General features: G+C 65.6%; 15 protein-coding genes and 1 pseudogene. 4 read left to right on the top strand and 12 right to left on the bottom strand.

Annotated features, from left to right (window positions below):
- The first annotated feature begins 23 nt into the window (after positions 1 to 23).
- Positions 24 to 1322 carry a hypothetical protein gene (locus tag FHR38_RS25480; RefSeq protein ID WP_184537029.1) on the top strand — a complete coding sequence of 433 codons (1299 nt, stop codon included), beginning with the start codon at positions 24 to 26 and terminating at the stop codon, positions 1320 to 1322.
- Positions 1323 to 1403: 81 nt separating this feature from the next.
- Here FHR38_RS25480 and FHR38_RS25475 read toward each other — a convergent pair whose 3' ends face one another.
- Positions 1404 to 1664, bottom strand: coding sequence for an SCO4848 family membrane protein (locus FHR38_RS25475; protein ID WP_184537028.1), 261 nt, complete (start codon positions 1662 to 1664; stop codon positions 1404 to 1406).
- 120 nt (positions 1665 to 1784) lie between these two features.
- On the opposite strand from FHR38_RS25475, the gene FHR38_RS33340 reads away from it, so the two are divergent.
- Positions 1785 to 1895: a tetratricopeptide repeat protein gene (locus FHR38_RS33340; RefSeq protein WP_312882405.1), complete on the top strand. Its 111-nt coding sequence runs from the start codon at positions 1785 to 1787 to the stop codon at positions 1893 to 1895.
- Positions 1896 to 2031: 136 nt separating this feature from the next.
- Positions 2032 to 2742 (top strand): FKBP-type peptidyl-prolyl cis-trans isomerase, encoded by a 711-nt coding sequence (locus FHR38_RS25465; RefSeq protein ID WP_184537027.1) that lies wholly within the window; start codon positions 2032 to 2034, stop codon positions 2740 to 2742.
- A 90-nt stretch (positions 2743 to 2832) separates the two neighbouring features.
- On the opposite strand, the gene FHR38_RS25460 is transcribed toward FHR38_RS25465, so the two are convergent.
- Positions 2833 to 3537, bottom strand: coding sequence for a class I SAM-dependent methyltransferase (locus FHR38_RS25460; RefSeq protein WP_184537026.1), 705 nt, complete (start codon positions 3535 to 3537; stop codon positions 2833 to 2835).
- Positions 3538 to 3720: 183 nt separating this feature from the next.
- On the opposite strand from FHR38_RS25460, the gene FHR38_RS25455 reads away from it, so the two are divergent.
- Entirely contained in the window at positions 3721 to 3924 is a 204-nt protein-coding gene (locus FHR38_RS25455) for a cold-shock protein (protein WP_184537025.1), read from the top strand.
- 7 nt (positions 3925 to 3931) lie between these two features.
- Here FHR38_RS25455 and FHR38_RS25450 read toward each other — a convergent pair whose 3' ends face one another.
- The 10 genes and pseudogenes from FHR38_RS25450 to FHR38_RS25405 all read right to left on the bottom strand — a co-directional run bounded on the left by FHR38_RS25450 (position 3932) and on the right by FHR38_RS25405 (position 21682).
- Positions 3932 to 5230: an MFS transporter gene (locus tag FHR38_RS25450; RefSeq protein WP_312882404.1), complete on the bottom strand. Its 1299-nt coding sequence runs from the start codon at positions 5228 to 5230 to the stop codon at positions 3932 to 3934.
- Positions 5227 to 5802 (bottom strand): ArsR/SmtB family transcription factor, encoded by a 576-nt coding sequence (locus tag FHR38_RS25445; protein WP_184537024.1) that lies wholly within the window; start codon positions 5800 to 5802, stop codon positions 5227 to 5229. The genes FHR38_RS25450 and FHR38_RS25445 overlap by 4 nt, the downstream gene beginning before the upstream one ends.
- 337 nt (positions 5803 to 6139) lie before the next feature.
- Positions 6140 to 6582, bottom strand: a pseudogene (locus tag FHR38_RS33335) (nucleotidyl transferase AbiEii/AbiGii toxin family protein); the annotation flags it as partial.
- A 90-nt stretch (positions 6583 to 6672) separates the two neighbouring features.
- Positions 6673 to 7059, bottom strand: a complete 387-nt coding sequence (locus FHR38_RS25435; RefSeq protein ID WP_184537023.1) for a hypothetical protein — start codon at positions 7057 to 7059, stop codon at positions 6673 to 6675.
- Positions 7059 to 13742, bottom strand: coding sequence for a polymorphic toxin-type HINT domain-containing protein (locus tag FHR38_RS25430; protein ID WP_184537022.1), 6684 nt, complete (start codon positions 13740 to 13742; stop codon positions 7059 to 7061). Before FHR38_RS25430 ends, FHR38_RS25435 begins: the two co-directional genes overlap by 1 nt.
- A gap of 144 nt (positions 13743 to 13886) precedes the next feature.
- A complete protein-coding gene (locus FHR38_RS25425; RefSeq protein ID WP_184537021.1) occupies positions 13887 to 17294 on the bottom strand; it encodes a DNRLRE domain-containing protein in 3408 nt (1135 codons plus the stop codon).
- Between the two features lie 76 nt (positions 17295 to 17370).
- Positions 17371 to 18579 (bottom strand): ABC transporter ATP-binding protein, encoded by a 1209-nt coding sequence (locus FHR38_RS25420; RefSeq protein WP_184537020.1) that lies wholly within the window; start codon positions 18577 to 18579, stop codon positions 17371 to 17373.
- Positions 18580 to 18588: 9 nt separating this feature from the next.
- Positions 18589 to 19428, bottom strand: coding sequence for a carbohydrate ABC transporter permease (locus FHR38_RS25415; RefSeq protein ID WP_184537019.1), 840 nt, complete (start codon positions 19426 to 19428; stop codon positions 18589 to 18591).
- Positions 19428 to 20411 (bottom strand): carbohydrate ABC transporter permease, encoded by a 984-nt coding sequence (locus FHR38_RS25410; RefSeq protein ID WP_184537018.1) that lies wholly within the window; start codon positions 20409 to 20411, stop codon positions 19428 to 19430. Before FHR38_RS25410 ends, FHR38_RS25415 begins: the two co-directional genes overlap by 1 nt.
- Positions 20408 to 21682, bottom strand: coding sequence for an ABC transporter substrate-binding protein (locus FHR38_RS25405; protein WP_184537017.1), 1275 nt, complete (start codon positions 21680 to 21682; stop codon positions 20408 to 20410). Before FHR38_RS25405 ends, FHR38_RS25410 begins: the two co-directional genes overlap by 4 nt.
- Positions 21683 to 21764: the final 82 nt, after the last annotated feature.

Here is a 21764-nt window from a genome sequence, read left to right as displayed (position 1 = left end):
GTACAGGGGGTGGAACGATATCGATGCGGGCGGGGGTGGTCACGGTGTGGGACCGGGGTTCGGTCAGTCGGCGAGCGTTCGTCGCGGGCTCGACGGTCGGGGTCGGCGGCCTGGCTGGTGCCGGTGGGCTGGCCGGCGTGGCCCGGGGTGCGGTGGCGGAGACCCCGTTCGCGGACGGTACGGCCGACGCCGGGCTCGTCTACTTCGACACGTTCTTCACCGGCGCGACGGTCGACGAGAAGATCGCAGCGATGAACGCCTGGCACCTTTCCCAGGCCGGTAACGCGCCGACCCCGGCGGTGCTCTTCGATGCCAAGCAGTACCCGTTCTCCACCCCGATCAAGCTCTTCTCCGGGATGGCCCTGCTCGGCGGCAAGTCCGCCCCGGCCCGGGAGTATTCCCGGGCCACCGTGCTGAACTGGACCGGTGGGGCTGGCAGCTCGATGTTCGTGTTCCCCGGTGAGCAACCGAGTCAGGGCTACCCCTCGGACAACTCGCCCCGCGACGTCACGGTCGCCTGGATCCAGATGCAGGGTGGCGGTTCGACGCACTGCATCACCAAGAACGACCCGAGCAACTCCACGCACACCGGCAAGGTGCTGTGGATGTCGAACTTCCACGGCTGCGGGTTCAAGAACTTCGCCACCGTCTGGTGGGGCTGGGGCGACGGTACGAGCATCAGCGGCCCCACCCACGTGCAGGGCTGTACGGACACCCCGTTCTTCCTGGCCGGCTCCGAGAACTCGATCTTCGGTACGGACGCGTTCTCCTTCATGGACTCGTTCCTCGCCGCCTGGGCCACTGCGGGCAAACCGTTCATCCGCAGCCGGATGGAGAAGTCGAGCATCGGCCACGTCATGATCACCGCTCGGCAGACCGCCAGTCACCTCTCCGTCGAGGGCGGCGGCAACCTGCTGGTGAGCGGCACCTGCTTCGATGCGCAGAACGCCGACCCGGTGCACGGGTCCGCGCTGCGGATCAGCGGCGGGGACGGCATCGTGGTGCAGAACGTCAGCTTCAAGGGCGCGATGAACGCGCCGGCCTCCGCCCCCGGCGGCACCGCCGCCAACCGGGGCTGGGCACACGTCACCGGCGGTTCGCAGATCACCTTCGGGGGTAACCTCTTCTCCCGCAAGGGCACGGCGGCCACGGCGGCGACACCCCTGGTGTACGTGGGCAGCGGCGTCGCCGTCGGACAGGTGAAGTGGGGCTTCAACACGTACGGCAACTACGCCGGCGCGAACGCCGTACTCCAGCAGGCGGCGGCGAACCGCCTGGTCGTCACCACCGACCCGCTGCTGACGGTGACCACCGCAGTCTGACCGGGTTACCGGGATCCCCGAACCCGCCCGGCTGCGGTGCGTTCTGTGGCCCGCCCGGCTGCGTGCGTCACGGCGGCCCGTCTACCCCTGGGTCGTCGTCCTCGTACGCTGCGCCCACCAGCCACGTACGCCGAGGACACCCACGGTGGTGCCGATCGCCAGCGACGCGGCGATCAGCAACGCGTGGATCCAGAGGAAACTGGTCGGACTGCCCTGTGCCACCTCGCCGGCCGACCAGGAACGGGGGTCCTTCCAGATCGCGACGGCGAACCTCGGCCAGATGGCCCAGGTCCACACGCCCACTGCGGTGAGAAACCAAGCCCAGCCACGCGACAGCACCATGAGCTGCGAGTATGCCAGCCGGCCCGGCGACGCGGTCCAGGCGGACCGCCACCGGCCTCCACCGGCCCGACGGATAGGGTCTGGCCGCCTTCTTGTCGCTGGCGCTGGCGCTGGTCGACCGTGGGTCGGGAGCGGGCTGCGGTCTCCCTCGCGCTCGGCGCGTTGGCACCACATCTGCCCCGGTACCAGCGTTCCGTGGCCTACTACGCCCAGCTGCTCGAAGAGGCATGACCCTTGCCGACGGCAATCCCTCGCAACTGAGGGGTTCGCGACATGCCGGGGACCGAGTACGGTGTGCCCGGGTGATCCACCCGGGGCATGCCCTCCCGGCATCGCCGTTGCCCTGCGCGCGAGGAGTCGACATCAGATGAGCGATCGGGTCCAGAGCCGTAGTCGCACCGCACCGACCGGTGCGAAGCCATCGCCCCGCGGGAAGTCGTCCACGGGCGCAACGCCACCTACCGGCGCGCCGCCGCTGACCAAGTCCGAGAAGCGTGCGGCGGCAAAGGCCGCCAAGGCGCGGGCGGCAGCAGCGAAACGCCGCCGGCAGTTGCTCACGAACTTCCTCGCTGGTGTCGCGGTCGTCGGGGTGCTCGTCGCCGCCGTCGTCCTGATCGGACGCGCGGTCAGTTCGGAGAGCGACGACAACCTCGCCTCCTCGGCGGGCACGGCCGGGGCCAATGCCTCCGCGTTCCCGCCGCTGCCCGAGGGCGCGGACCCGGCCCTGGGCACCCGACCGACCCCCAAGGCCGGCGAGGGCGAGCTGACCAAGCTGACCGTCACCCCGCTGATCGAGGGTACGGGTCCGACGGCGGCCAGCGGCCAGAGCATCACGGTCAACTACGTCGGCGTGACGTACAAGGATGGCAAGGAGTTCGACGCCTCCTGGAACCGGTCCGAGCCATTCACCTTCCAGTTGGGTGCCGGCGGCGTGATCAAGGGCTGGGACCAGGGGCTGGTCGGGGTCAAGGTCGGCAGCCGGGTGCAGTTGGACATCCCGTCCGAGCTGGCCTACGGCGACACCGGGCGAGTGCCCGGCCCGCTACGCTTCGTGGTGGACGTCCTGGCTGTGCAGTAGCGGACGTCCTGGCTGTGTGGCAGTGGACGTGCGGACCGAGCAGTAGTGGACGTACTGGACTGCCGCCGTAGCGGCACCGGCAGCCGCCGGTCACCGTATGGGTTCCAACACGTCCATCCGCTCGATATCGAAGTCGCCGAAGGCACCGGCCGTCGAGGCCCGGTAACTCGCCAGCACGCGTAGTCGCTCCCGGGGCAGGTGCGTCCGGCCCGGGTCACCAATCAACATCCGGGCCCCCCGTCCGGTGACCCGCTCGATGAACGGCAGCATCCGTTCCGCCATGGGCTCGCTGTAGAAGACGTCCCCCGCGAGCACCACCTCGGCATCGCCGCCGTCGCCGTCGAGCAGGTCACCGTGGCTGGTGGCGACGGAGACGTCGTTGGCTCGCGCGTTCAGGATGACCGCGGCGAGCGCGTACGGGTCGACGTCGTTGGCGGTCACCGTCGCCGCTCCGGCCTGGGCGGCGGCGATGGCGGCCAGCCCGGAGCCGGTGGCCAGGTCCAGCACCCGCCGACCGGTGACCGTCTCGGGATGGTCCAGCAGGTAGCGGGCGATGGCCTGGCCGCCGGCCCAGGCGGTGGCCCAGAACGGCGGCGTCAGGCCCTCGCCGGCCTCCGCCTCCATCCGTGCCCACCACACCATGGCGTCCTCGGCCAGGTGCAGCCGGATCTCGGGTACGGAGGACGCCACGCCGAGCCGGAGCCGGTCGAGACCGGGGCGGTCGTCGCCGCCGAGGTGTGCTGGCCGTACCTTGCGCTCAAGGTCGGCCAAAGCCGACGCGGTACAGCTCGTCATCGGTCCAGCATGCCGGAAAAGGTCGACAGAAGGCGGCAGCCGGGATATATCCCATACCGGCATGCGGCCCAACTTGCCGGCAGTATCGCGTCCGGCCGGCTACTGTCGTTGTCGTGTGGGCAATCACCGGTCGCGAGGCCGGGGAGATCAGGACTTCTGTGCCCACCCGTAGAGGAGATTTGCATGGCAACCGGCACCGTGAAGTGGTTCAACTCGGAAAAGGGCTTCGGCTTCATCGAGCAGGACGGCGGAGGACCTGACGTCTTCGTGCACTACTCGGCCATCGGCGGCTCGGGCTACCGGGAACTCAACGAGGGCCAGAAGGTGGAGTTCGAGGTGACCCAGGGACAGAAGGGTCCGCAGGCGGACAACGTACGGGCGATGTGAGTTCCGCTCACGCCTGATCGATGGAGGCGGGCCGGGACGGTAGGTCCCGGTCCCGCCGGATCGGTCCGACCAGCAGGATCAGGCCGGTCAACGCCAGCCCACCCGTCATGATCCACATTGTCGGACGGACACCCAGGGCAGTGCCGAGTGCTCCGGCGAGCAACGCGCCGATCGGGATCGTGCCGAAGTTGAGCAGTTGCATGCTGACCGTGACCCGCCCCAGCATGTAGTGCGGGGTGTACGTCTGCCGGAAGCTGCCCTTGATCACGTTGCCGGCCACCACCCCGGCGACCAGGATCACTCCCCCGAGCACCGCCAGCACCAACCGCGGCCCCGGGGCGGCGAGCGGGATGAGCAACCCGAACGGTGCCGCCACCAGTTCACTGAGAATCAGCCCACGGGCCGTACCGTACCGGCGGGCGATCGGGGTGGCCAGCACCGCGCCGAGCACTCCACCGAGGCTCATCCCGCCGATCAGTCCCCCGACCAGACCGGGACTCAGCCCGACCTCGTCAGCCAGGAACACGACCAGAATCGCCTGGTAGCCGATCAGGCCGAGGTTGCTCACCGAGCCGAAGACCGCGAGCACCCGCAGGTATGGGTCCCGGAGCAGGAACTGGAGCCCCTCGCCGATCTCCCGGCGCAACGAGGTCGACCGACGCTTCTCGTCGCTACGCGGCTCGCGGGCGCGGATCGCCAGCAGGCAGACCGCCGAGACCAGGAAACCGATCGCGTCGGCCAGCAACGCCAGAACCGCGCCGAAGGCCTGCGCGATCAGCCCGGCGGCCCCCGGCCCGGCGACCTGGGTCACCGCCTCGGTGCCCTGCAACTTGGCGTTGCCCTCCGGCACCTCCTGGCTGGTCAGCAGCGCCGGCAGGTAGACCTGGTAGGCGGTCTGAAAGAAGACGCTGGCCGTACCGGCTCCGAGCGCCACCACCAACAACTGCCCGATGGTCAGCGCCCCCAGCCAGGCGGCCACCGGAATGCTGAGGAACAGCAACGCCGACACGATGTCGCAGATCACCATCACCGGCCGGCGCGGCAGGCGGTCGACCCAGGCACCGGCCGGCAGACCGATGATCAGCCACGGCACCCAGGTGGCGGCAGCCAGCAGCGCCACCTGGAACGTGGTCGCACCGAGCGTGGCGATCGCCACCAGTGGCAGTGCCACGCTCGTCACGCTGCTGCCGAACTTGCTGGTGGCCTGCCCGATCCAGAGCAGCCGGAAGTCTCGATGCCAGAACAACCCGCCCCGGCGGCGGGGGTGCTGGGCGCCCGTCGCGGGCGCGGCCTCGACGACGGTCACGGCTGCGCCGGTACGCCGTGAGCAAACAGGAAGACCGGCTCCCGCCGCTGCCCGTCGTCGGGCAGCTCGCGGCTGGCCCACCGGTTCAGCACCCCGGTGATCTCCTGCTCGACCTGCGCCAACTCGGCCGGGGTCAACCGCAGCCACCTGTCCGAGGCGAAGGCACTCTCGCCCCAGGCCTGTTGCTCCGCCTCGCTGGCGGCGAGCCAGGCCCGGGCCAAGCTCATGTGCCGGTCGAGGTTGAGCGACGCGGCGGCACTGGCCACCGCCTGGGTGGCCGGGTCGTCGCCGAAGTCAGCGGCGGCCCACCGTAGGCCGGGCGAGACCAGCCGCCACCACCGCTCGCGGCGGTCCCGGGCCAGTTCCGGGGCCTCGGTGACCAGGTCGCACCCGCCGAGCACCTTCATGTGGTGGCTGACGTTGGCCACCGCCTGGCCGGTGCGTTCGGCGAGCATGCTCACCGTCGACGGTCCGTCCACCTTGAGTACGTCCATCAGCCGTCGCCGCAGCGGGTGCGACACGGCAGCCAGCACCTTGGAGTCGGTGACTTGGCGAACCTCAGCATCACTCATGATCGCCACGATGCCATGCGCAACCCTTGTTTAGCAAGAGTAGTTGCACGATTATTCTTGCTCATATGAGAGCGGGCCTCCCATCACTAGGGTGCTGCCGAACGCCGCCTCCATGTCGATGCGGCCGCGCCTAGGGTCGGGCGACCAGCCCGACCGGGACACGGACTGGTCACGCAGCCCCGCCATTCGGCGATCGCCTCACCACCGTCGGTGAGCATCGCCGCCAGATCCACTGCGGTGCGGCCCGAGTCGCGGCCGCTCTGCCGTTGTCACCGCCTCACCGACACGCCTACGAGGCGACCGGATCAGTTGTCCCAAACGTCAGAGGACGGAGTCGTCAACCATCGCGAGATCTTCCCCGTCGAGCAGTTCGTGACGCCGCGAACCGGTCACCGAGGTTGTCCAGCGCCCGGCCAGTCACGCCGTACTGGGCAAAGTCGTCGGGATCGAGCACGTTGGCTTGCCCGAGAGCATCGGCGAAGACGCGCCGGTCGAACCCGCGATCAGCGCGTTGCGCGAGGTCGAGGAGAGCCCCCCGGGTGTAGCGGCCGGATCGGAGCGCGGCAGTCGATATCGATGAAGTCACGTGCGAACGCTCGCCTGTAGAGCGCGCTCGTTGGGCGAATGTGTCGTACTACCGCTCGATGTCGACGGTTAGGCCGTCGTCACGATACGAGTCCACGGCAGCGGTGACCGCAGCGTTGAACTCGTCACGGCAGCCCAAGTCGTGAATAGGTCGACATCCTCGCAGAGTCGCTCGAAAAGTCTGGCGGAAGTAATCTTCACTGACGATAAGCAACGCCGCCTAAAAAAATCCGGGCTATTGCCCTGCCCCCGTCGAACCGGCAAGACAATAGCCCGACACACAAACTAGGCCAAACGGGAAATTCTAGTTGCTATTTCGACAGAATTCACATCCGACTGATCAGAAAGTATGCGCCAGTAGGTTCCGTCCCTCACCTCGATCACCAGCACACACCTATCAACCCTATCGAACGCCACCAGACTAACATCGATGGGCTGATCCACATCGTCCGCAAAGAGGAGCAAAGTTTCCCAGGAGTAGTTTATTCCCTCCATCGATGAACGAATACTCTCCTCCAACTCAAGCACATTGAGATTCGATTCCAATCTGGAGGTTCCCTCAAAGTTGAGAAGACGCCACGACCATCTCTGTGACCGCGTTTCACGCAGGACTTCGGACAGTGAAAGCATTTCACCATCCATCCGAAAGGCTGGCATGCGAAACTCGATCATCAACAGAAACCGTCCAAAGGAATAGCTACTCCCCGTTTGCCAGTAATGGGGTCGTAGGGATGCTGGTGCGGATTTGTGTGAACTGACGGATCACTGTGGTCGGACCAATGGATTTGCCGCACAAGTCTGCCGTTCTCGTCGAACTCTTGAGCCGCATTATACTCGCTTGGCTTTCCCCGATTGTCACGGTACAGCTGAGTATGAGGTGCATCAACATCCGGCTTCGGCTGCCCGTGAGCCCCCTTCGGCTTATCCCTGTCCGGGAAAGGATTTGCGCCGGAATTATGGACCAAAACCGGCGTGTTCCCCGCCAACACGTAGTACGTATGGATGTCGTGAACCGTAAGATTATAGGCCGTCTCAATACGGGTTGAGCCGTCAACAAGCCCTCCCACCAAGACATGCCCACCACTGGCAGTTAGCAGAACGTCACCCTGGTCGAGTTCGTCGGCTCGTTGCCACTGCTGGTCGGTAGCATTCCAGTACGGGTGGTTCTCGGTGGTGGCGAGAAGGTCGCCACCAACTGCAAGGTTGACGATTTCGTCCTCATGGATCCACAGTTGGGTTACTGGACGAGGACCCTGCTTCCCAGTCTCCGGATCCACTGCAAGGACGAGGTCACCGATCTTAATCTCGCTAATTGATTTAGCGGCACCGTCAGCCATAAGAACAAGGGTGTCCCCACCGAAACTACAGGCCCCCTTGTATAAGCGATACGCCGTTGTTGCAGTGACATCACCCGCCCTTCCAGCCTTACCGATACCGAAGGGGACAAAGCCGATCGCGACCCAGGCACATCCCGACATGCTGCCGTTAGCACAATCGACGTAGTCAGAGATACCCGTTACGTCCAGCAAGAAGTTGTTGACAACCTCCTGCTGCGCATCGTTCATCGCTTTGCAGTAGTCAGGGTAGTTGTAACAAAAGACGGCCCATCGAAGCTCATGGCGCCGCACCGAATCCAAGTTGGATAGATGGGTGCGATACACGATTTGGGCGTAGACTTCTTCTGTCATATTGCCGCGCGACGGAGCTTTCCTACCTCCGGGACCTTCCCCGGTCCAAGTCTTCGGATTGTGGGGGTCTTCCCTATTTCCACCTGGCTTACCGTACCTCGCCTCCGTGTTCTCCTGCGAGTGCTTGTCCGGCGGCAGCCCGCTCCACTGGGCATCCTCGGGGCTTGTCCCCTTGGGGTCGGTGAGAGTTGCGGGCGTGTTGTTGGAATAGGCGTATGCATTCCAGGTCTGCGGGTCGCCGATATCCATGATTGGATCTACAGAGATAAAGCGGCCGAGGGTCGGATCGTATTCGCGAGCTCCAAGGTGAGTTAGGCCGGTGTTGTCCTTGGTGCCGCCGACGAAGCCTTTGTCCATGACGGTTGGCCAGGTGCCAACAGGAGTACCTCGACCTTCGCCAAACGGCAGGGTACGACGACGGGAAACAGTCAGGTTAGTGTTGCTGATCGTGACTTCGGCAGTGTTGTGGTGATCGCTGCCGAGCCAGTCGAGTGTGCCGGCTGAGGTGCGCATCGCGATAACCGTGCCACCATGGCTGTAGTAGCGAGTAGAGGTGGCGGCGCCGTTTTCCGGCTTCCGGACCTCCATACCCCCAGGCAGGTAAAGGGTCGAACCTGCCGGATCCCGGCGGATAAGCCGGTTGCCGTCGGCGTCGTACACGTAGCTGCTGGCCCCGGTGGTGTCGGTGACGGTCGCCAGCTGGCCTTCTTTGCTCCAAGTTAGGGTCTGGTCACCGTTGTCGCCGGGGCGGGTGAGCGTGTTACCTGCTTGGTCGTAGGTGTAGGTCTCCGTCTTGGTGGTGGCACCAGTGGTTGCTACCGATGTAACGGCATGCGGCTTGGACCCGGCAGCACCGCCCTGAGCAGGGTAGGTGTAGGTGCGGGTGGTGTTGCTGCTGGCGTGCCGGGTTTCGGTGAGACGGTTGCCGGTGGCGTCGTGGGTGTAGGAGTGCCAGTAGGGGGCAGGCCCGCCCAACTCGGAGACTGTCGGGTCGGGGGCGCAGTCACCGCTCGTCGGAGTCCAGGCGTTGGTAAGCCGGCTTAGGTAGTCGTAGCGGTAGCACTGTGTGTCCGCGGCTCCGCCTTCGGGCCTGTCCGCGATGCTGGTTAGGTTGCCCGCTTCGTCGTAGCTGTAGGTGAAGTCGAAGATCTCGGGTTTCTGCTCGGGAATGGCGTAGGCGTTGGTCAGTCGGTTGGTTGATTCCTCGTAGGTGTAGTTGAAGGTCGTCCGCTTGCCATAGTCCCCGAGGACACGCTGGGTTAGTTGGCCGAGCTTGTTGTATGCCGTCGAGTAGACGTAACCCTGCTCGAAGTTACCGGTCGAATAGAAGTAGTCGGATGCGCCGACGTCGTTGTAGGCGAAGGAAAGCTGTTCACTCGCCATACCGGCGGCGCTGGGCAGGGTCGTGGTAGCAACCTGCCCGTTCGCCCGGTAGGTCGTGGCGTAGTCATAGACGCATGGGGTGGTGGTGCCGGCTGCACACAGCCCACCTTCGCTGCTGGGGATCGTCACCCTGCTACCGGTGGGACGGCCTGCCGCGTCGTACGCCGCGATCTCGTTGATGTAGGCGTTGGCGGAGCCGGCGGGTTCGTATCGAATGGACTTCGTTATCTTTCCGACCCCACCGGGAAGGGTGTCATAGACCCATTCAGCTCGCTTCGCCCCGGTGGCGGATCCGTCTCGGAGGCTGGTCTTCCGGCCAAGCGCATCATAGGTGTATGCCAGGGTGATGCCGCGCGCGTCAGTGCTGGTGAGCAACTGCCCCGCAGCATCGTAGGTCGAGGTGGAGATTCCTTTGTCGGGATCCTCGTCTCTGACCTTTCGACCACGCTGGTCGTAGACGTACCGCCAGGTATTGCCAGCAGCGTCAGTGACACTGGCGAGTTCACCCCGGCGGGTGTAGCCGTACTCGGTTTTGTCGAAGGGAGAAGGGGTGTCGTTACCTACATCGGCGGGGTTTTTGTAGTGGCGTAGCTCCACTGTCCGGCCACGAGCGTCGGTGATGCTGGTGGTGGCAGTTCCGCCTCTGGGAGGTGTGACGCTGGTGCGGTCTCCCCCGTACGAGGTAACCGTACGCCACTTTTCGCTAACGCCTGACTTGAGGATTGCGTTGGTTAGCCGGCCGGCTTCGTCGTAGGTATTGGAGACAAGGGAGGGAATCGCTGCTGTACCTGGGCCGGCAACAAGGGTGGTGTTCGGAGGTGTGTTGGTGCTGTCGTAATAGGGGTTGGAAGCCCATTCGACCAGGCCACGCGAGTCGTAGACGGTGTCGGTGAGCACACGCCCGCCTCCGGGTGCCTGGCTCTGGGTCTGTCGCTGCCGCAATAGACCGTCGTACAGCGTCACCGACGTGTGGTATGCCTGGGTGCCGCTCGGTAGCAGAGATTTGATGGTGACGGCGGTTGGTGCGGTGTTCCGCACCAGGTAGGCGAACTCGCTGTTTGGGCCGTTAGGGTGGCTGGCCTTGGAACGACCGGGGAGCCATACCTTGAGAACCCGTCCCAATCCGTCGTAGGCCAGGTCGGTCCGAGCAGCGTTGGCATCATCCACGGTTGCGACTGGCAGGCTCCATGCGGGTTCCATGGTCGCGGTGGCGGTGTGCCCGAGGTTGTTGGCGACACGTACGGAGACGACGGGTCCGGCGACTAGGGGTGTAAAGGTGGTAGCGGTTTTGCGCCCCAGCACGTCGTAGGCCTCGGTTGCCCGCCCGTTATCGTCGTACATCGAGCGGGAGGTGGTGATCCAGTTCGGCGTTGCGCCGCTCCACGAATCGACTTCCTCGACCTTGGCGACGTTGCCCTTGACCGGCAGATACGTGTCCCAGTCGTTTGTCTCCGCGTCATAGGTGGTGCGGGTCCATGTCAGTACGTCCCCTGGCAAAGCTGGCTCGGCCGCGCAGTTGACGCCGACTGTCTTGCTTTCCTTGACCCGGTTGAGCATCCAGTTTGCCGAGTTGCGGGCGTATACGGTGCGGACGCAGATGTCGTCGTCGGTCGTCGCCGAGTTCTCGTCACCGAGATCGTCGACCTGAACTGGAAGGTTGTCACTGTTGTAGGTGGTGACGGTCTTGGTCCAACGCACGGCGTCGCCGGAAAGCTTGGTGCGGTTACGGACCGTGCCGACGTTGGTCATCCATGCTCTCAACGGGCCAGATGAAGCAGTCGGCCCCTGCCGGACCGGGGTGTTGATCGTTCCGTAGATCCAACTTCCACCGGAGCCGAGAAGGGTCGTCTCCTCGCGAAGTATCCCGTTGTAGGCCTCGTGATCCTCGAAGGCTTCGCCCTGCGAATCGGTGACCACGACATTACGAGTGCCAGTAGGCTGCTTGTCACCGTGCATGCCGCGCAGATAGAGATACTCGGTAGCAGTTTGTATACCGGATTCGAGTCCCTTGCGGACGCGGACCTTGCCGTAGCCGCGGAACTGGCCCCACGTGCGCTTCTTCTCCTCCACGAGTTCGGAGTCGTCGTAGTGCCAGGCCGGTGTGTCGAGGTAGTCGTAGTTGGTTTGTTCGTGCGTAAACCCGCCGGTGTTGTCGTATACGTCAACACGGGTCACCACGTACTTGTGGAACCAGTCCAGCTTTGGCTCTTCACCCTCCGGTGCGTAGTACTGGGGATAGCAACGTTTGTTGTTGTCATGCACGGTGGGCAGGCTGGACCGGACGCATTCGGGGGCGGAGTAGGACACCGCGAGTTGGGCACCGGATTCGGTGGTGATGGTGTTGATCCGGTAGCGGAAAAGGTTGGAGCGACCGTCGGCCATCGCGTCGACCCGGTTCGCCAACGCCTCGGTGCCCGGGTCGAACACTACCTCAGGGTCGGTTACCTCCGGCCCGCCAGCGGTGGTCACCTTGCCGGTGCGGGTAATTCCGGCCAGCCACATCGGCTTACCTTCGTTGTCACCCGACTGTAGATAGGTGTGACGAAGGGTCCACCACTCCACCTCGTTGTACACATCTCCCGTGCCGGAATACACCTGGGAGCGGATCCGCGACAGTCGTTTGGCGGTCCAGAAGGTCGGTGCCAACTGGTCCGTGCACGGAGCCGTCTTGCAGTACTGGTCCCACGGGGTGTCCAGCCAGGATGCCTTTACCGGGTCTGCGCCGGTCCAGCAGTTGGTGTCACAGCGATCAGCGACATCAAAGATGACTCGGGCCGCTGCCTGGGTGGTCGCGGCAGCGTCCGCACGGTTTCCGTATTCGATGCGGGACAGCCAGCCGCCCCGGTCGTAGGTGGTGCGCTTGTCGACATCGCCTTCCCGGCCGTACGCCCCAGACTCCCGCTCGTAGAAGTAGGTCATGGTGTTGCCATGCGGGTCGATGACGTAGTCGAGGTTCCACCGCCACCCCTGGGTGGTACGGGATCCAGAGAAGTCGCCGGCCTTGTAACCGGGCTCATCCGGGTGGTTGCCGTAGATCGGAGCGGTCCAGACCGACTTCGTGACGGCCGTACCGGACGCGCCGCCCGGTCCGCTGTTCCGGCCGAAAAAGTACTGGGTACCGTCGATGGCGGTGACCTTCCAGTACTCCCCGTCGTTGTCGCCATTGCCGAACGAGGCGTCCTTCAGCAATTCGATCTTCGCGCCGTCGTCGGATACCCCCTTCCACGTGTTACCGGCAGACTTGACCAGCTCGGTTGCCCGACCGTTCAGCGAGATGGTGGCGTTGCCCTCCGGCTTGAACCAGCACAGGTCCCCGCCGTACACGGTCTTGTTGTTCGGTTGCTGGCCTCGCTCTGTGTCCTTGTCGTCGGCACACGCCTTGAACTTGCGCTCGACGTACCCGGGCCACATGTCCCAACCGTCACCGATCCACGAGCCCTGAGTGTTCGTGCCACCCGTGCGGCCATCGACAGATCCTGACGAATATGCCAGCCCCAAAGAGGGCTCTGGACCGCCAACCGCCGGCACCATACGCAATGGGTACGACCAGGCAAAGTCGCCCGTCTGCTGGGACACCTGCCAGGTGCTCGATGGGGAGAGACTGGTCGCCGTGTAGTCACCGTTGTCGCCGGAGGGACCAGCGGTCGCCGCAAGGATGGTGGCACCACCGTCAGCCGCCAAGGGCACCTCGGCTGTCACCGTGCTGGAGCGCGTGTCATTCCGCGATGCTAGGGGTTTTCCATCGGGCAACATCACCAGTCGCAACCGCGACGCCCAGTCCCCGCCGTACGCACCTGCAAACGCCGAGTAGTCCACGCTCACTGAGACATGGCCGGCTCGAACCACCCCATCAGCTCGGCTCACCTTCAGTACCAGACCGGAGACACCAGCACGGTCAGCGGTGGCGCGATCAGCAACCTCCACTGCCACCCGGTCGACAACGCCCGATGCCCCAACCATGCCGCGCTGCACGTCCTGGCCAGCGGATAACGGTGCGGACGCTACCCAGACCGGCAAACTGCCGGCTTGATTACCGGCTACCGCCCCTGCCTCGCCAGCCGCTGTAGCGGATGATTGCGATAGATCGGCGTATGCCTTGCCGGGTACTGGCCAGGCGACCTTGTGAGTTCCTTTAACCTCGTTGCCTGCTGCTGTCCAAGACGGGCGCACCTTGGGTTTGACCGGTGCGACCGCCACCCCGGTCACATCCTTCGGGGTCGGTGCCTTCCACTTATCAATAGGAGCGGCGGCCGCAGGTATCTCGCTCGCCAGAGTGATGGCCATGACGGTCGCCACCGCACCGGCTAGCCGACGACTGGCACGTCCCATGGTCGACATAGCTGTCCCCCGAAGCGGACGGCTTCCCACCGCACCCACTTTGCATTCCCTCCACCGCGCGACGATCCAACGACTCAAACTCATGTACTGCTACCGGTTGGCAAAACGATCGATGTCGGAGCTGCCCCAGACTCGCTGTGCGGCGTAGACGTGGTCGAGGTCGCCAACCCACCGTCCAGCGGTTGCGCCGCTCCATGCCCTGCCCATCGCGAACACGCCAGTTGCTGACCAGCCGCTGCTGAAGTCAGCCTCGGCAACCACACCACCGAGGTTGTCAGTCCCGTTCACGTACAACCTGATCTTGCTAGCGGATTTGTCGTAGATGCCGACCAGGCTCACCCAGTCGCCTTCGATGACGTACTCGGTGGTGCAGGCGCTGGTCTCTGCCGCGTCGGCGGTGTCGGCCGCAATTACGGTGAAGCACCATTCCGCGTCGAGTACCTCGTCGCCGTCGAGGTCGCGGTCCTTGCGCAGGCCGAGGCGGAACATCGAGGTGTTCACGCCGTCCTGGGAGATGGCCGTGTGGGCGGTGCTGGTGTCGGTCGCCCGGACCCAGGCAGCAACGGTGAACCCGGCCGGTGCGGTCGTGTCCAACACCGGCGAGCGCGTGGCCAACTGCCCGTTGCCGTCGAGGGTGACCGCGCCGGTGCCGACCTTGCCGGCTGGCTGCCACGACACCCCGGTTCCACTGACGTCCGCCGGGAACGTGTCCGGTACGGAGTTGGCGACGGTCGCGCCGGCGGGTTCGTCCAGGGTCCAGTTCCAGGAGCCCGCGCTGGGGGTGACCAGGAAGTCGTACACGCGGGGGTCGCTGGTAGTGCCCGCGGTGTTGCGGGCCCATACCTCAAGTCGGTTGAGGCCGTCCCGTGCTGGCATGATCGTCTCGACGCCGGTGTCGCCGATGACCTCGCGTACGGACATGTCGTCCCAGAACACCGACTTGTTGGAGCCAGTCGGGAACCCGTTGTACAGCCGAACGAACGCATCGGTCGCAGTCGTCGGAATCGTCATCACCGTCGACAGCTTCTGCCACGTATCGACCGCTGTCGGCTTCAACGACATCGCGTCGGTGTAGACGCCGTTGTCCTTATAGCTGGGCACGATGCTCAGCCCCCGGGAGTCGAGCGGGCTGAGACCGGTCGCGGCCGGCACATAGATCCAGGCGCTGATCGCATACCGCTTGCCGGCCTGCATCCCCAACCGCATCGCACCGTAGTCGTCGCCGATGGAGGCGAAGGTGTCGCCGTTCGCGCCCGCGCAGCAACCCGTCGGCGTCGGTGTCAGCTTCAGCGACGACGGACTGTCGTGCCCGTGTTCGGTGCTGCGCACCATCGTCAGATACGCCATAGCGGTGAAGCCGGTCAGATCAGTGGAGACCTGCTGCTGGTTCTCGGTCAACTGCTCGGCCTGCGCCTGCCCGGCCGGCACCATCACATAGTTGCCACCGTTGAGGCTGTAGAGGTACTCGGCCATCCCGGTGGTACCGCTAGCCGGCGCGAAGGTGAACGCACCCGGCTGTCCAGGACCGCCGTTCCACGTCCCCGTCGACTTCTCTGCGTACGGTGTCGCGGTCACCACCGGCAACGACACGTCCTGCGTATTCACCGTGAAGGTGAACCATGCCGAGTAGACCCCACACACGTACGAATCACACGCCCGAGCCCGCCAATGATAGGTGCCGTCCGGCAGCGCAGCACCCGCTGACGGCACCACCCGCCACGGCCGGCCCGTACCCGAGGTCACGCCCGTGACCGCCGTTCCCGACTTCGCCACCTGCGTGGCCTTGGCGTTGTCAAACACCTCGTACTCGGTCCGCAACACCCCGGCATCCGGGTCCGACACAGTCGCCGTCAACTCTGGAGTACCCGAGCGGACCACCGCCGGCGAGGCGCACGCCGAATAGCATGAATCGACCTTCAACCCCGTCGGCACGTTCGGCGGTCGGTTGTACACCAACGTCACATACGGCCGGTTCGACGCCGCCTCAAACGAGTTGAACTTTTTCCACCCATCGTGGTTCGACTCGCTGGTCGCCCGCAGCCCGACGTTCGCCGTGGAGTCAGTCGAGGAGAAGGCCCCCTGGAAGGTCTTCTTCACCGACACCGACACCCAACCGTCACCACATGAACCGGTGCCGTACCCCTTCGTTCCCGTCGACTTACCATCCAATGCCCGCCACGTCGGCTGGCTCCCCCATCGCGCGGTGTGGTTCACAAACGACGTCGTCCACGCCTGCCACTCCGTAGCGGTGCACGACCACGAGTGGAAGTTCCACAGGAACAATTCCGCCGACACCACCGTCGCGCCCCGATACGCCTCCATACCGTGGAAACTCAGGAACGACCGGGCCTTACACCCCGAACCACAGCCCTCAGACGCGTCGTCACTAAACCCCAGCCGCAGGTCCTTCTCACCGGACTTGTCCGTGTTCAAGATCGTGTCCTGCACATACCCGTCGAACGCGGGATTCAGATTCACCTTCGGGTCGATCGTGACCGGGTACGTCACCTGCGGATCCGTATAGAACGCCGGATCCGGCGTCAACACCAGGTCAGTGCCACCGCTCTGGTTCGCCTCGGTCGCCACCTGAACATCGGATGTGTGCACGGGCTCACCCGTCGTCGGTGACACCCGGGCATCCCACATAATCGCCTCGGACACCACCACTGGCGTTGAGCCGGCCGTCGAGCGCAACCCAGCGGCACTGCGCCCGGCAACCACCACCGGTTCCAGCGATCCGGTATTCCACGGCATCGACACCGTGGCCAGCCCCGCCGCCGCCTCCGGCGTCTTCACCACAAGGAAGTACTCAAACCCGGTCCGTCCGGCCTCGACCACCAGGTCAACACCGGGCTTGACCTCGACGTAGGTAGCCTTCTCCCCGTCCAGGACCGGCTCCGGCAGCTCGCCACGCCAGCCGAGCCGCACCTGCGCATCCCCAAGGCCCAACGAGACAAGACCGTCCGCGCCCGCGCCACGCGCACCAGACAACGAAAGCCCACGAGGATGCGCCTTCGGCGCAACGCTGCCGTCCGGCTTCCGCTCCAACGTCAGGTCCACATCCACCCACGAGCCAGCCTCGTTACGGGTGCGCTCCGGCCCGACATGCAACTCCGACTTGAACGTGCCATCCGGCAACGCCCACGTACGCCCGGCCTCCGAGGTCATCCCTGACACCTCGACCGGCTTACGGGTCCGATACGCCAGGGCCATCGCCGACGCCTCATCCGAGGCCGACAGTTGGTCAACCATGGGTGGCGTCGCACTCGTCTCTGCCAACGCCTGTGACGCCACCCCAACCGGCGCAACGGTTCCTACCAGCACAGCAGCCACGGTTATCCCGAAGCGCCGGCGCAGCCGCCTACGCCTGCCCACAGCCGCATGCCCAGATGGCCAACCCAGCCCCACCATGACTCCCGATGATCTAAATAGACAGCGCGGGAACCATAGACGATCTCGAAGGGCCGCTGTAAAGGGCCGATCACAAACTGCAACCACAAACCGGGCAATGCTGGATACATCAACAGTGGACTTTACTCAAGGTCATCTTCTCGGATGAGGCCAACCGGAACGTTCAGTCGGCCAGGGCACCAGCCGAGCGACCCTCGTGCAGGGTCAGGTTGCGACCATTGGCCGGGTCGAACAGGTGCAACTTCTCCAGGTTCACCCAGACCCGACGGGTCTCCCCCTCCCGTACGGTGGATTCGGCCGACAGGCGGGTGACCAGTGCGCTCCCCGCCCCGGCGAAGTCGGCGGCCCCGGCGTCGGCGGCCAACTCCTCCAGCTCGGCGGCGCGGGCCCGCTCGCCTTCCACACTGAAGTAGACGTACTTGTCCGACCCCATCGACTCGACGATGTCGACCGGTGCCTCGAACTCGATCCCCTTGGGCCGGGTCTGCTCGTCGACCAGGTCGGCATCCTCGAAGTGCTCCGGACGGATACCGAGGATCAACTCCCGGGGCGCGTCGGCGGCGGCCAACTCGCGGCGCAGCCGCTGCCCCAGCGGCAGGTCACCCAGCGCGGTCCGCAGCCGACCGTCCTCCACCGCCGCGTGCAGGAAGTTCATCGACGGCGAGCCGATGAACCCGGCCACGAAGAGGTTGATCGGGTGGTCGTACAGCTCCTGGGGTGGGCCGACCTGCTGCACCGCACCGGCCCGCATGATCACCACCCGGTCGCCGAGGGTCATCGCCTCGGTCTGGTCGTGGGTGACGTAGACGGTGGTGGTGCCGAGCTGCTTCTGCAACCGGGACACCACGGTACGCATTTGCACCCGCAGTTTGGCGTCCAAGTTGGACAGTGGCTCGTCCATCAGAAACGCCTTCGGCCGACGGACGATCGCCCGCCCCATCGCCACCCGCTGCCGCTGGCCGCCGGAGAGGTTGGCCGGCTTGCGGTCCAGCAGCGGAGTCAGCTCCAACACCTTGGCCGCCTCCTCGACCTTCTCGTCGATGGCAGCCTTGTCCAGCTTCGCCAGCCGCAGCGGGAACGCCATGTTCTCCCGTACGGTCATGTTCGGGTACAGGGCGTAGGACTGGAAGACCATGGCGATGTCCCGGTCCCGGGGTGCCCTGTCGTTGACCCGCTCCCCATCGACCCGCAGCTCACCGGAGCTGATGTCCTCCAGCCCGGCAATCATGTTCAGGGTGGTGGACTTGCCGCATCCCGACGGGCCGACCAGGATGACGAACTCCCCGTCGGCGATCTCCAGGTCGATGTCACGCACCGCCACGGTGCCGTCCGGGAACCGCTTGCCCACCTTGTCGAGCACGATGTCAGCCACGAAAATCACCTATCCCTTGACAGCGCCGGAGGTCAGCCCCGACACGATGCGGCGCTGGAAGAAGAGCACGAAGAGGATGATCGGAACGGTGATCACCACGGCGGCGGCGGAGATCGCCCCGGTGGGATCCTCGAACTGCGACTCGCCGGTGAAGAACGACAGCGCCACCGGAACCGTACGGGACCGCTCGGTCGAGGTCAGCGAGATCGCGAAGAGGAAGTCGTTCCAGCAGAAGATGAAGACCAGGATCGCCGTGGTGAACACCCCCGGCGCGGCCAGCGGGGCGATCACCCGCCGGAACGCCTGCCCCTGCGTCGCGCCGTCCATCTTGGCCGCCTTCTCCAGGTCCCACGGGATCTGCTTGAAGAAGGCCGACAGGGTGTAGATCGCCAGCGGCAACGCGAAGGTGATGTACGGCAGGATCAGCCCCGGCCAGGTGTCGAAGAGGCCGAGCTGTCGTTCGATCTCGAACAGCGGTGACACCAGCGACACCTGCGGGAACATCGCGATCAGCAGGGAGACCCCGACCAGCAGCCCCTTGCCGGGGAAGTTCAGTCGGGCGATCGCGTACGCCGCCATCATCCCGAGCACGACGGCGATGACGGTGGCGATGATCGCGATCCCGATCGAGTTGACCAGGGCCCGGACGAACTGGTCGGTGGTGAAGATGGCCCGGTAGTTCTCCAGCGTCCACTCGCGTGGGATGAACCGGCCGTCGGTCAACGTGGCCGGGGTCTTGAACGACAGCGACGCGATCCACAGCACCGGGATCAGGGCGAAGACGATGACGACGACGTCCAGCAGCCCCCAGCGCCACTTCGCACCGGTCGTGGTGTCCAGGGATGCCATCAGCGCTTCTCCTCATCCGAGCTGCCCGGGGCAGCCGTACCGAACAGCTTCACGAAGATGAATGCGATGATCGCCACGGCAAGAAAGATCAACACCGACATGGTGGACCCGATGCCCAGGTTCAGCCCGCGAATCAGGTTGTTGTAGGCGAGCATCGACACCGACGAGGTCTGGTTGCTGCCGGCGGTCAACACGTAGATGTTGTCGAAGACCCGGAACGCGTCCAGGGTCCGGAACAGCAGCGCCACCAGGATCGCCGGCTTCATCACCGGCAGCATCACCTTGGTGAACCGCTGCCAGGCGGTCGCCCCGTCGGTCGAGGCCGCCTTCATCAGGTCGTCGGGGACCAGCGCCAGCCCGGCCATCAGCAGCAGCGCCATGAACGGTGTGGTCTTCCAGATCTCGGCCAGCATGATGATCGCCAGGGAGGCGGCCCGGTCGGTCAACGGTGCGCCGTCGCCGAAGACGTTCGCCAGGTATCCGGTGCCGGGCGTCCAGGCGTACCGCCAGGAGAAGGCGGCGACGACCGTGACGATCCCGTACGGGATCAGCGCCGCGGTCCGGACCAGGCCGCGCCCGACCAGGGTCCGGTGCATGACGATGGCCAGTCCCATGCCGAGCGCCAGTTCCACGGCGACGGTGACCACGGTGATCAGCAGGGTCACCCCGAACGCGGTCCACCAGTACTCGTTGGTCAGCACGGTGACGTAGTTCTCCAGCCCGACGAACTCCCGCTGGTCGGGGAACTTCAGGTCGAAGCGCTGCAACGACAGCCAGACCGAGTAGAGGATCGGGTACGCCGTCACCGCGACCATCACGATGGCGGCCGGGGCGCAGAGCAGCCAGCCGAGCCGCCGTTCGGCCCGCCGGCCCTCGCTCAACGGCGCGCGGCGGCGACGCCGTCGGCCTTCGGCCCGCTCCGCCCGCTCGGTCTCCTCGATGGCCAGTTCCGCGCCCAGGGGCGTTCCGCTCTGCCCGCTCATGGCAGTACCCCCTTCGACTCCAGCGCGTCGGCGATGGACCTACGCAGGTCCTTCGCGGTCCGGTCGGGCTCGATCGCCGACGGCGGCGAGAGCTCCGCCGAGATCACCGTGGAGATGTTCTGGTACGCCGGGGTCAGCGGCCGGGTGGCGGCATCCTTCAACTCCGCCAGGATGGTCTCCTTCATCGGGTACGCCTCGTCCATCTCCGGATCGGCGTAGACCGACTCCAGCGTCGGTGGCGTCCCGCCCTTGACCGCGCTGATCTTCTGGTTCTCGGCGTTGCGCAGGCACTTCGCCGCCTCGAACGACTCGGCCGGGTGCCGGGAGAAGGCGCTGACCGCCAGGTTGGAGCCGCCGATGGTGGCCCGGCTCGGGGTGTTCTCGTCCACCCCCGGGTAGCGGGCCCACTTGACCTTGGCGGCCAACTCCGGGTCGGCCTCCTGTAGGGCGGGGTAGACGAACGGCCAGTTGAGCTGGAACGCCCCATTGCCGGACTGGAACTCCAGCCGGGCCGGGTCCTCGGTGGCGTTGGCGAACGACGGGCTGGTCACGCCCGAGGTGGCCAGTTGCTTGAGCTGCTCCAGCGCCTTGACCGCGCCGTCGTCGAGTACGACCTTGGTGCCCTCGGTGTTGAGGATCTGCCCGCCGGCACTGGCGACCATGGTGTTCCAGAGCACCACGAGGCCCTCGTACTGGGCTCCCATGGTGATCACCCGGTACGGCTTGCCCTGGCCCTTCAGCTGCTGGGCCTGCGCGATCATCTCGTCCCAGGTCTTCGGCGGCTGCGGTACCAGGTCGGTGCGGTACCAGAGCAGCTGCACGTTGGTGTGCTTCGGCGCGGCGTACAACTTGCCCTGGTAGCGGGCGGTCTCCAGCGGACCGGCCAGGGTGCCCCGCTGTGCCTCCTGCGCGTCCTCGCCGGTCCACTCCCGGATCCAGTCGGCGCTGGCGAACTCCTGGGTCCAGGTCACGTCCACGCCGAGTACGTCCATGCCGGTGTCCTCGGCGGCGAGCCGCCGGACCATCTGCACTCGCTGGTCGTCGGCCTGGCGGGGCAGCACCCGGTAGGCGATCCGGTACCGACCCTGTGCCTGGGCGTTGCAGGCGTCGACGACCTCCTGCATGCTCTGCTCCGGCGGGTAGTACAGGTTGATCGTCGGCGATCCGCTCTCCTCGCCCGACCCGCACGCGGTCGGCGCCAGTAACGCGAGGGTGGCCGCCGCCGCGACCGTACGGGCACGCCGTGGCCGGCTACTCCCGGGACTGCTCATCGTCCCCTACTTTCTGTGTCCAACTGCCGGGAGGGTCCGTGCCCGGCGCACGGCGACACGCTCGCCCCGGACCGGGACTGCT

The organism is Micromonospora polyrhachis (assembly GCF_014203835.1).
GTDB classification, from domain to species: Bacteria; Actinomycetota; Actinomycetes; order Mycobacteriales; family Micromonosporaceae; genus Micromonospora_H; species Micromonospora_H polyrhachis.
This window is presented reverse-complemented; position numbering and strand designations above follow the sequence as displayed.

Excerpts from the sequence above, each read along its gene's own strand:
- FHR38_RS25460 (WP_184537026.1), bottom strand. The coding sequence starts at position 3,537 with ATGACGAGCTGTACCGCGTCGGCTTTGGCCGACCTTGAGCGCAAGGTA.
- FHR38_RS25415 (WP_184537019.1), bottom strand. The coding sequence starts at position 19,428 with ATGGCATCCCTGGACACCACGACCGGTGCGAAGTGGCGCTGGGGGCTG.
- FHR38_RS25410 (WP_184537018.1), bottom strand. The coding sequence starts at position 20,411 with ATGAGCGGGCAGAGCGGAACGCCCCTGGGCGCGGAACTGGCCATCGAG.
- FHR38_RS25465 (WP_184537027.1), top strand. The coding sequence starts at position 2,032 with ATGAGCGATCGGGTCCAGAGCCGTAGTCGCACCGCACCGACCGGTGCG.
- FHR38_RS25455 (WP_184537025.1), top strand. The coding sequence starts at position 3,721 with ATGGCAACCGGCACCGTGAAGTGGTTCAACTCGGAAAAGGGCTTCGGC.
- FHR38_RS25405 (WP_184537017.1), bottom strand. The coding sequence starts at position 21,682 with ATGAGCAGTCCCGGGAGTAGCCGGCCACGGCGTGCCCGTACGGTCGCG.
- FHR38_RS25430 (WP_184537022.1), bottom strand. The coding sequence starts at position 13,742 with ATGGCCATCACTCTGGCGAGCGAGATACCTGCGGCCGCCGCTCCTATT.
- FHR38_RS25480 (WP_184537029.1), top strand. The coding sequence starts at position 24 with ATGCGGGCGGGGGTGGTCACGGTGTGGGACCGGGGTTCGGTCAGTCGG.
- FHR38_RS25445 (WP_184537024.1), bottom strand. The coding sequence starts at position 5,802 with ATGAGTGATGCTGAGGTTCGCCAAGTCACCGACTCCAAGGTGCTGGCT.
- FHR38_RS25435 (WP_184537023.1), bottom strand. The coding sequence starts at position 7,059 with ATGATCGAGTTTCGCATGCCAGCCTTTCGGATGGATGGTGAAATGCTT.
- FHR38_RS25475 (WP_184537028.1), bottom strand. The coding sequence starts at position 1,664 with ATGGTGCTGTCGCGTGGCTGGGCTTGGTTTCTCACCGCAGTGGGCGTG.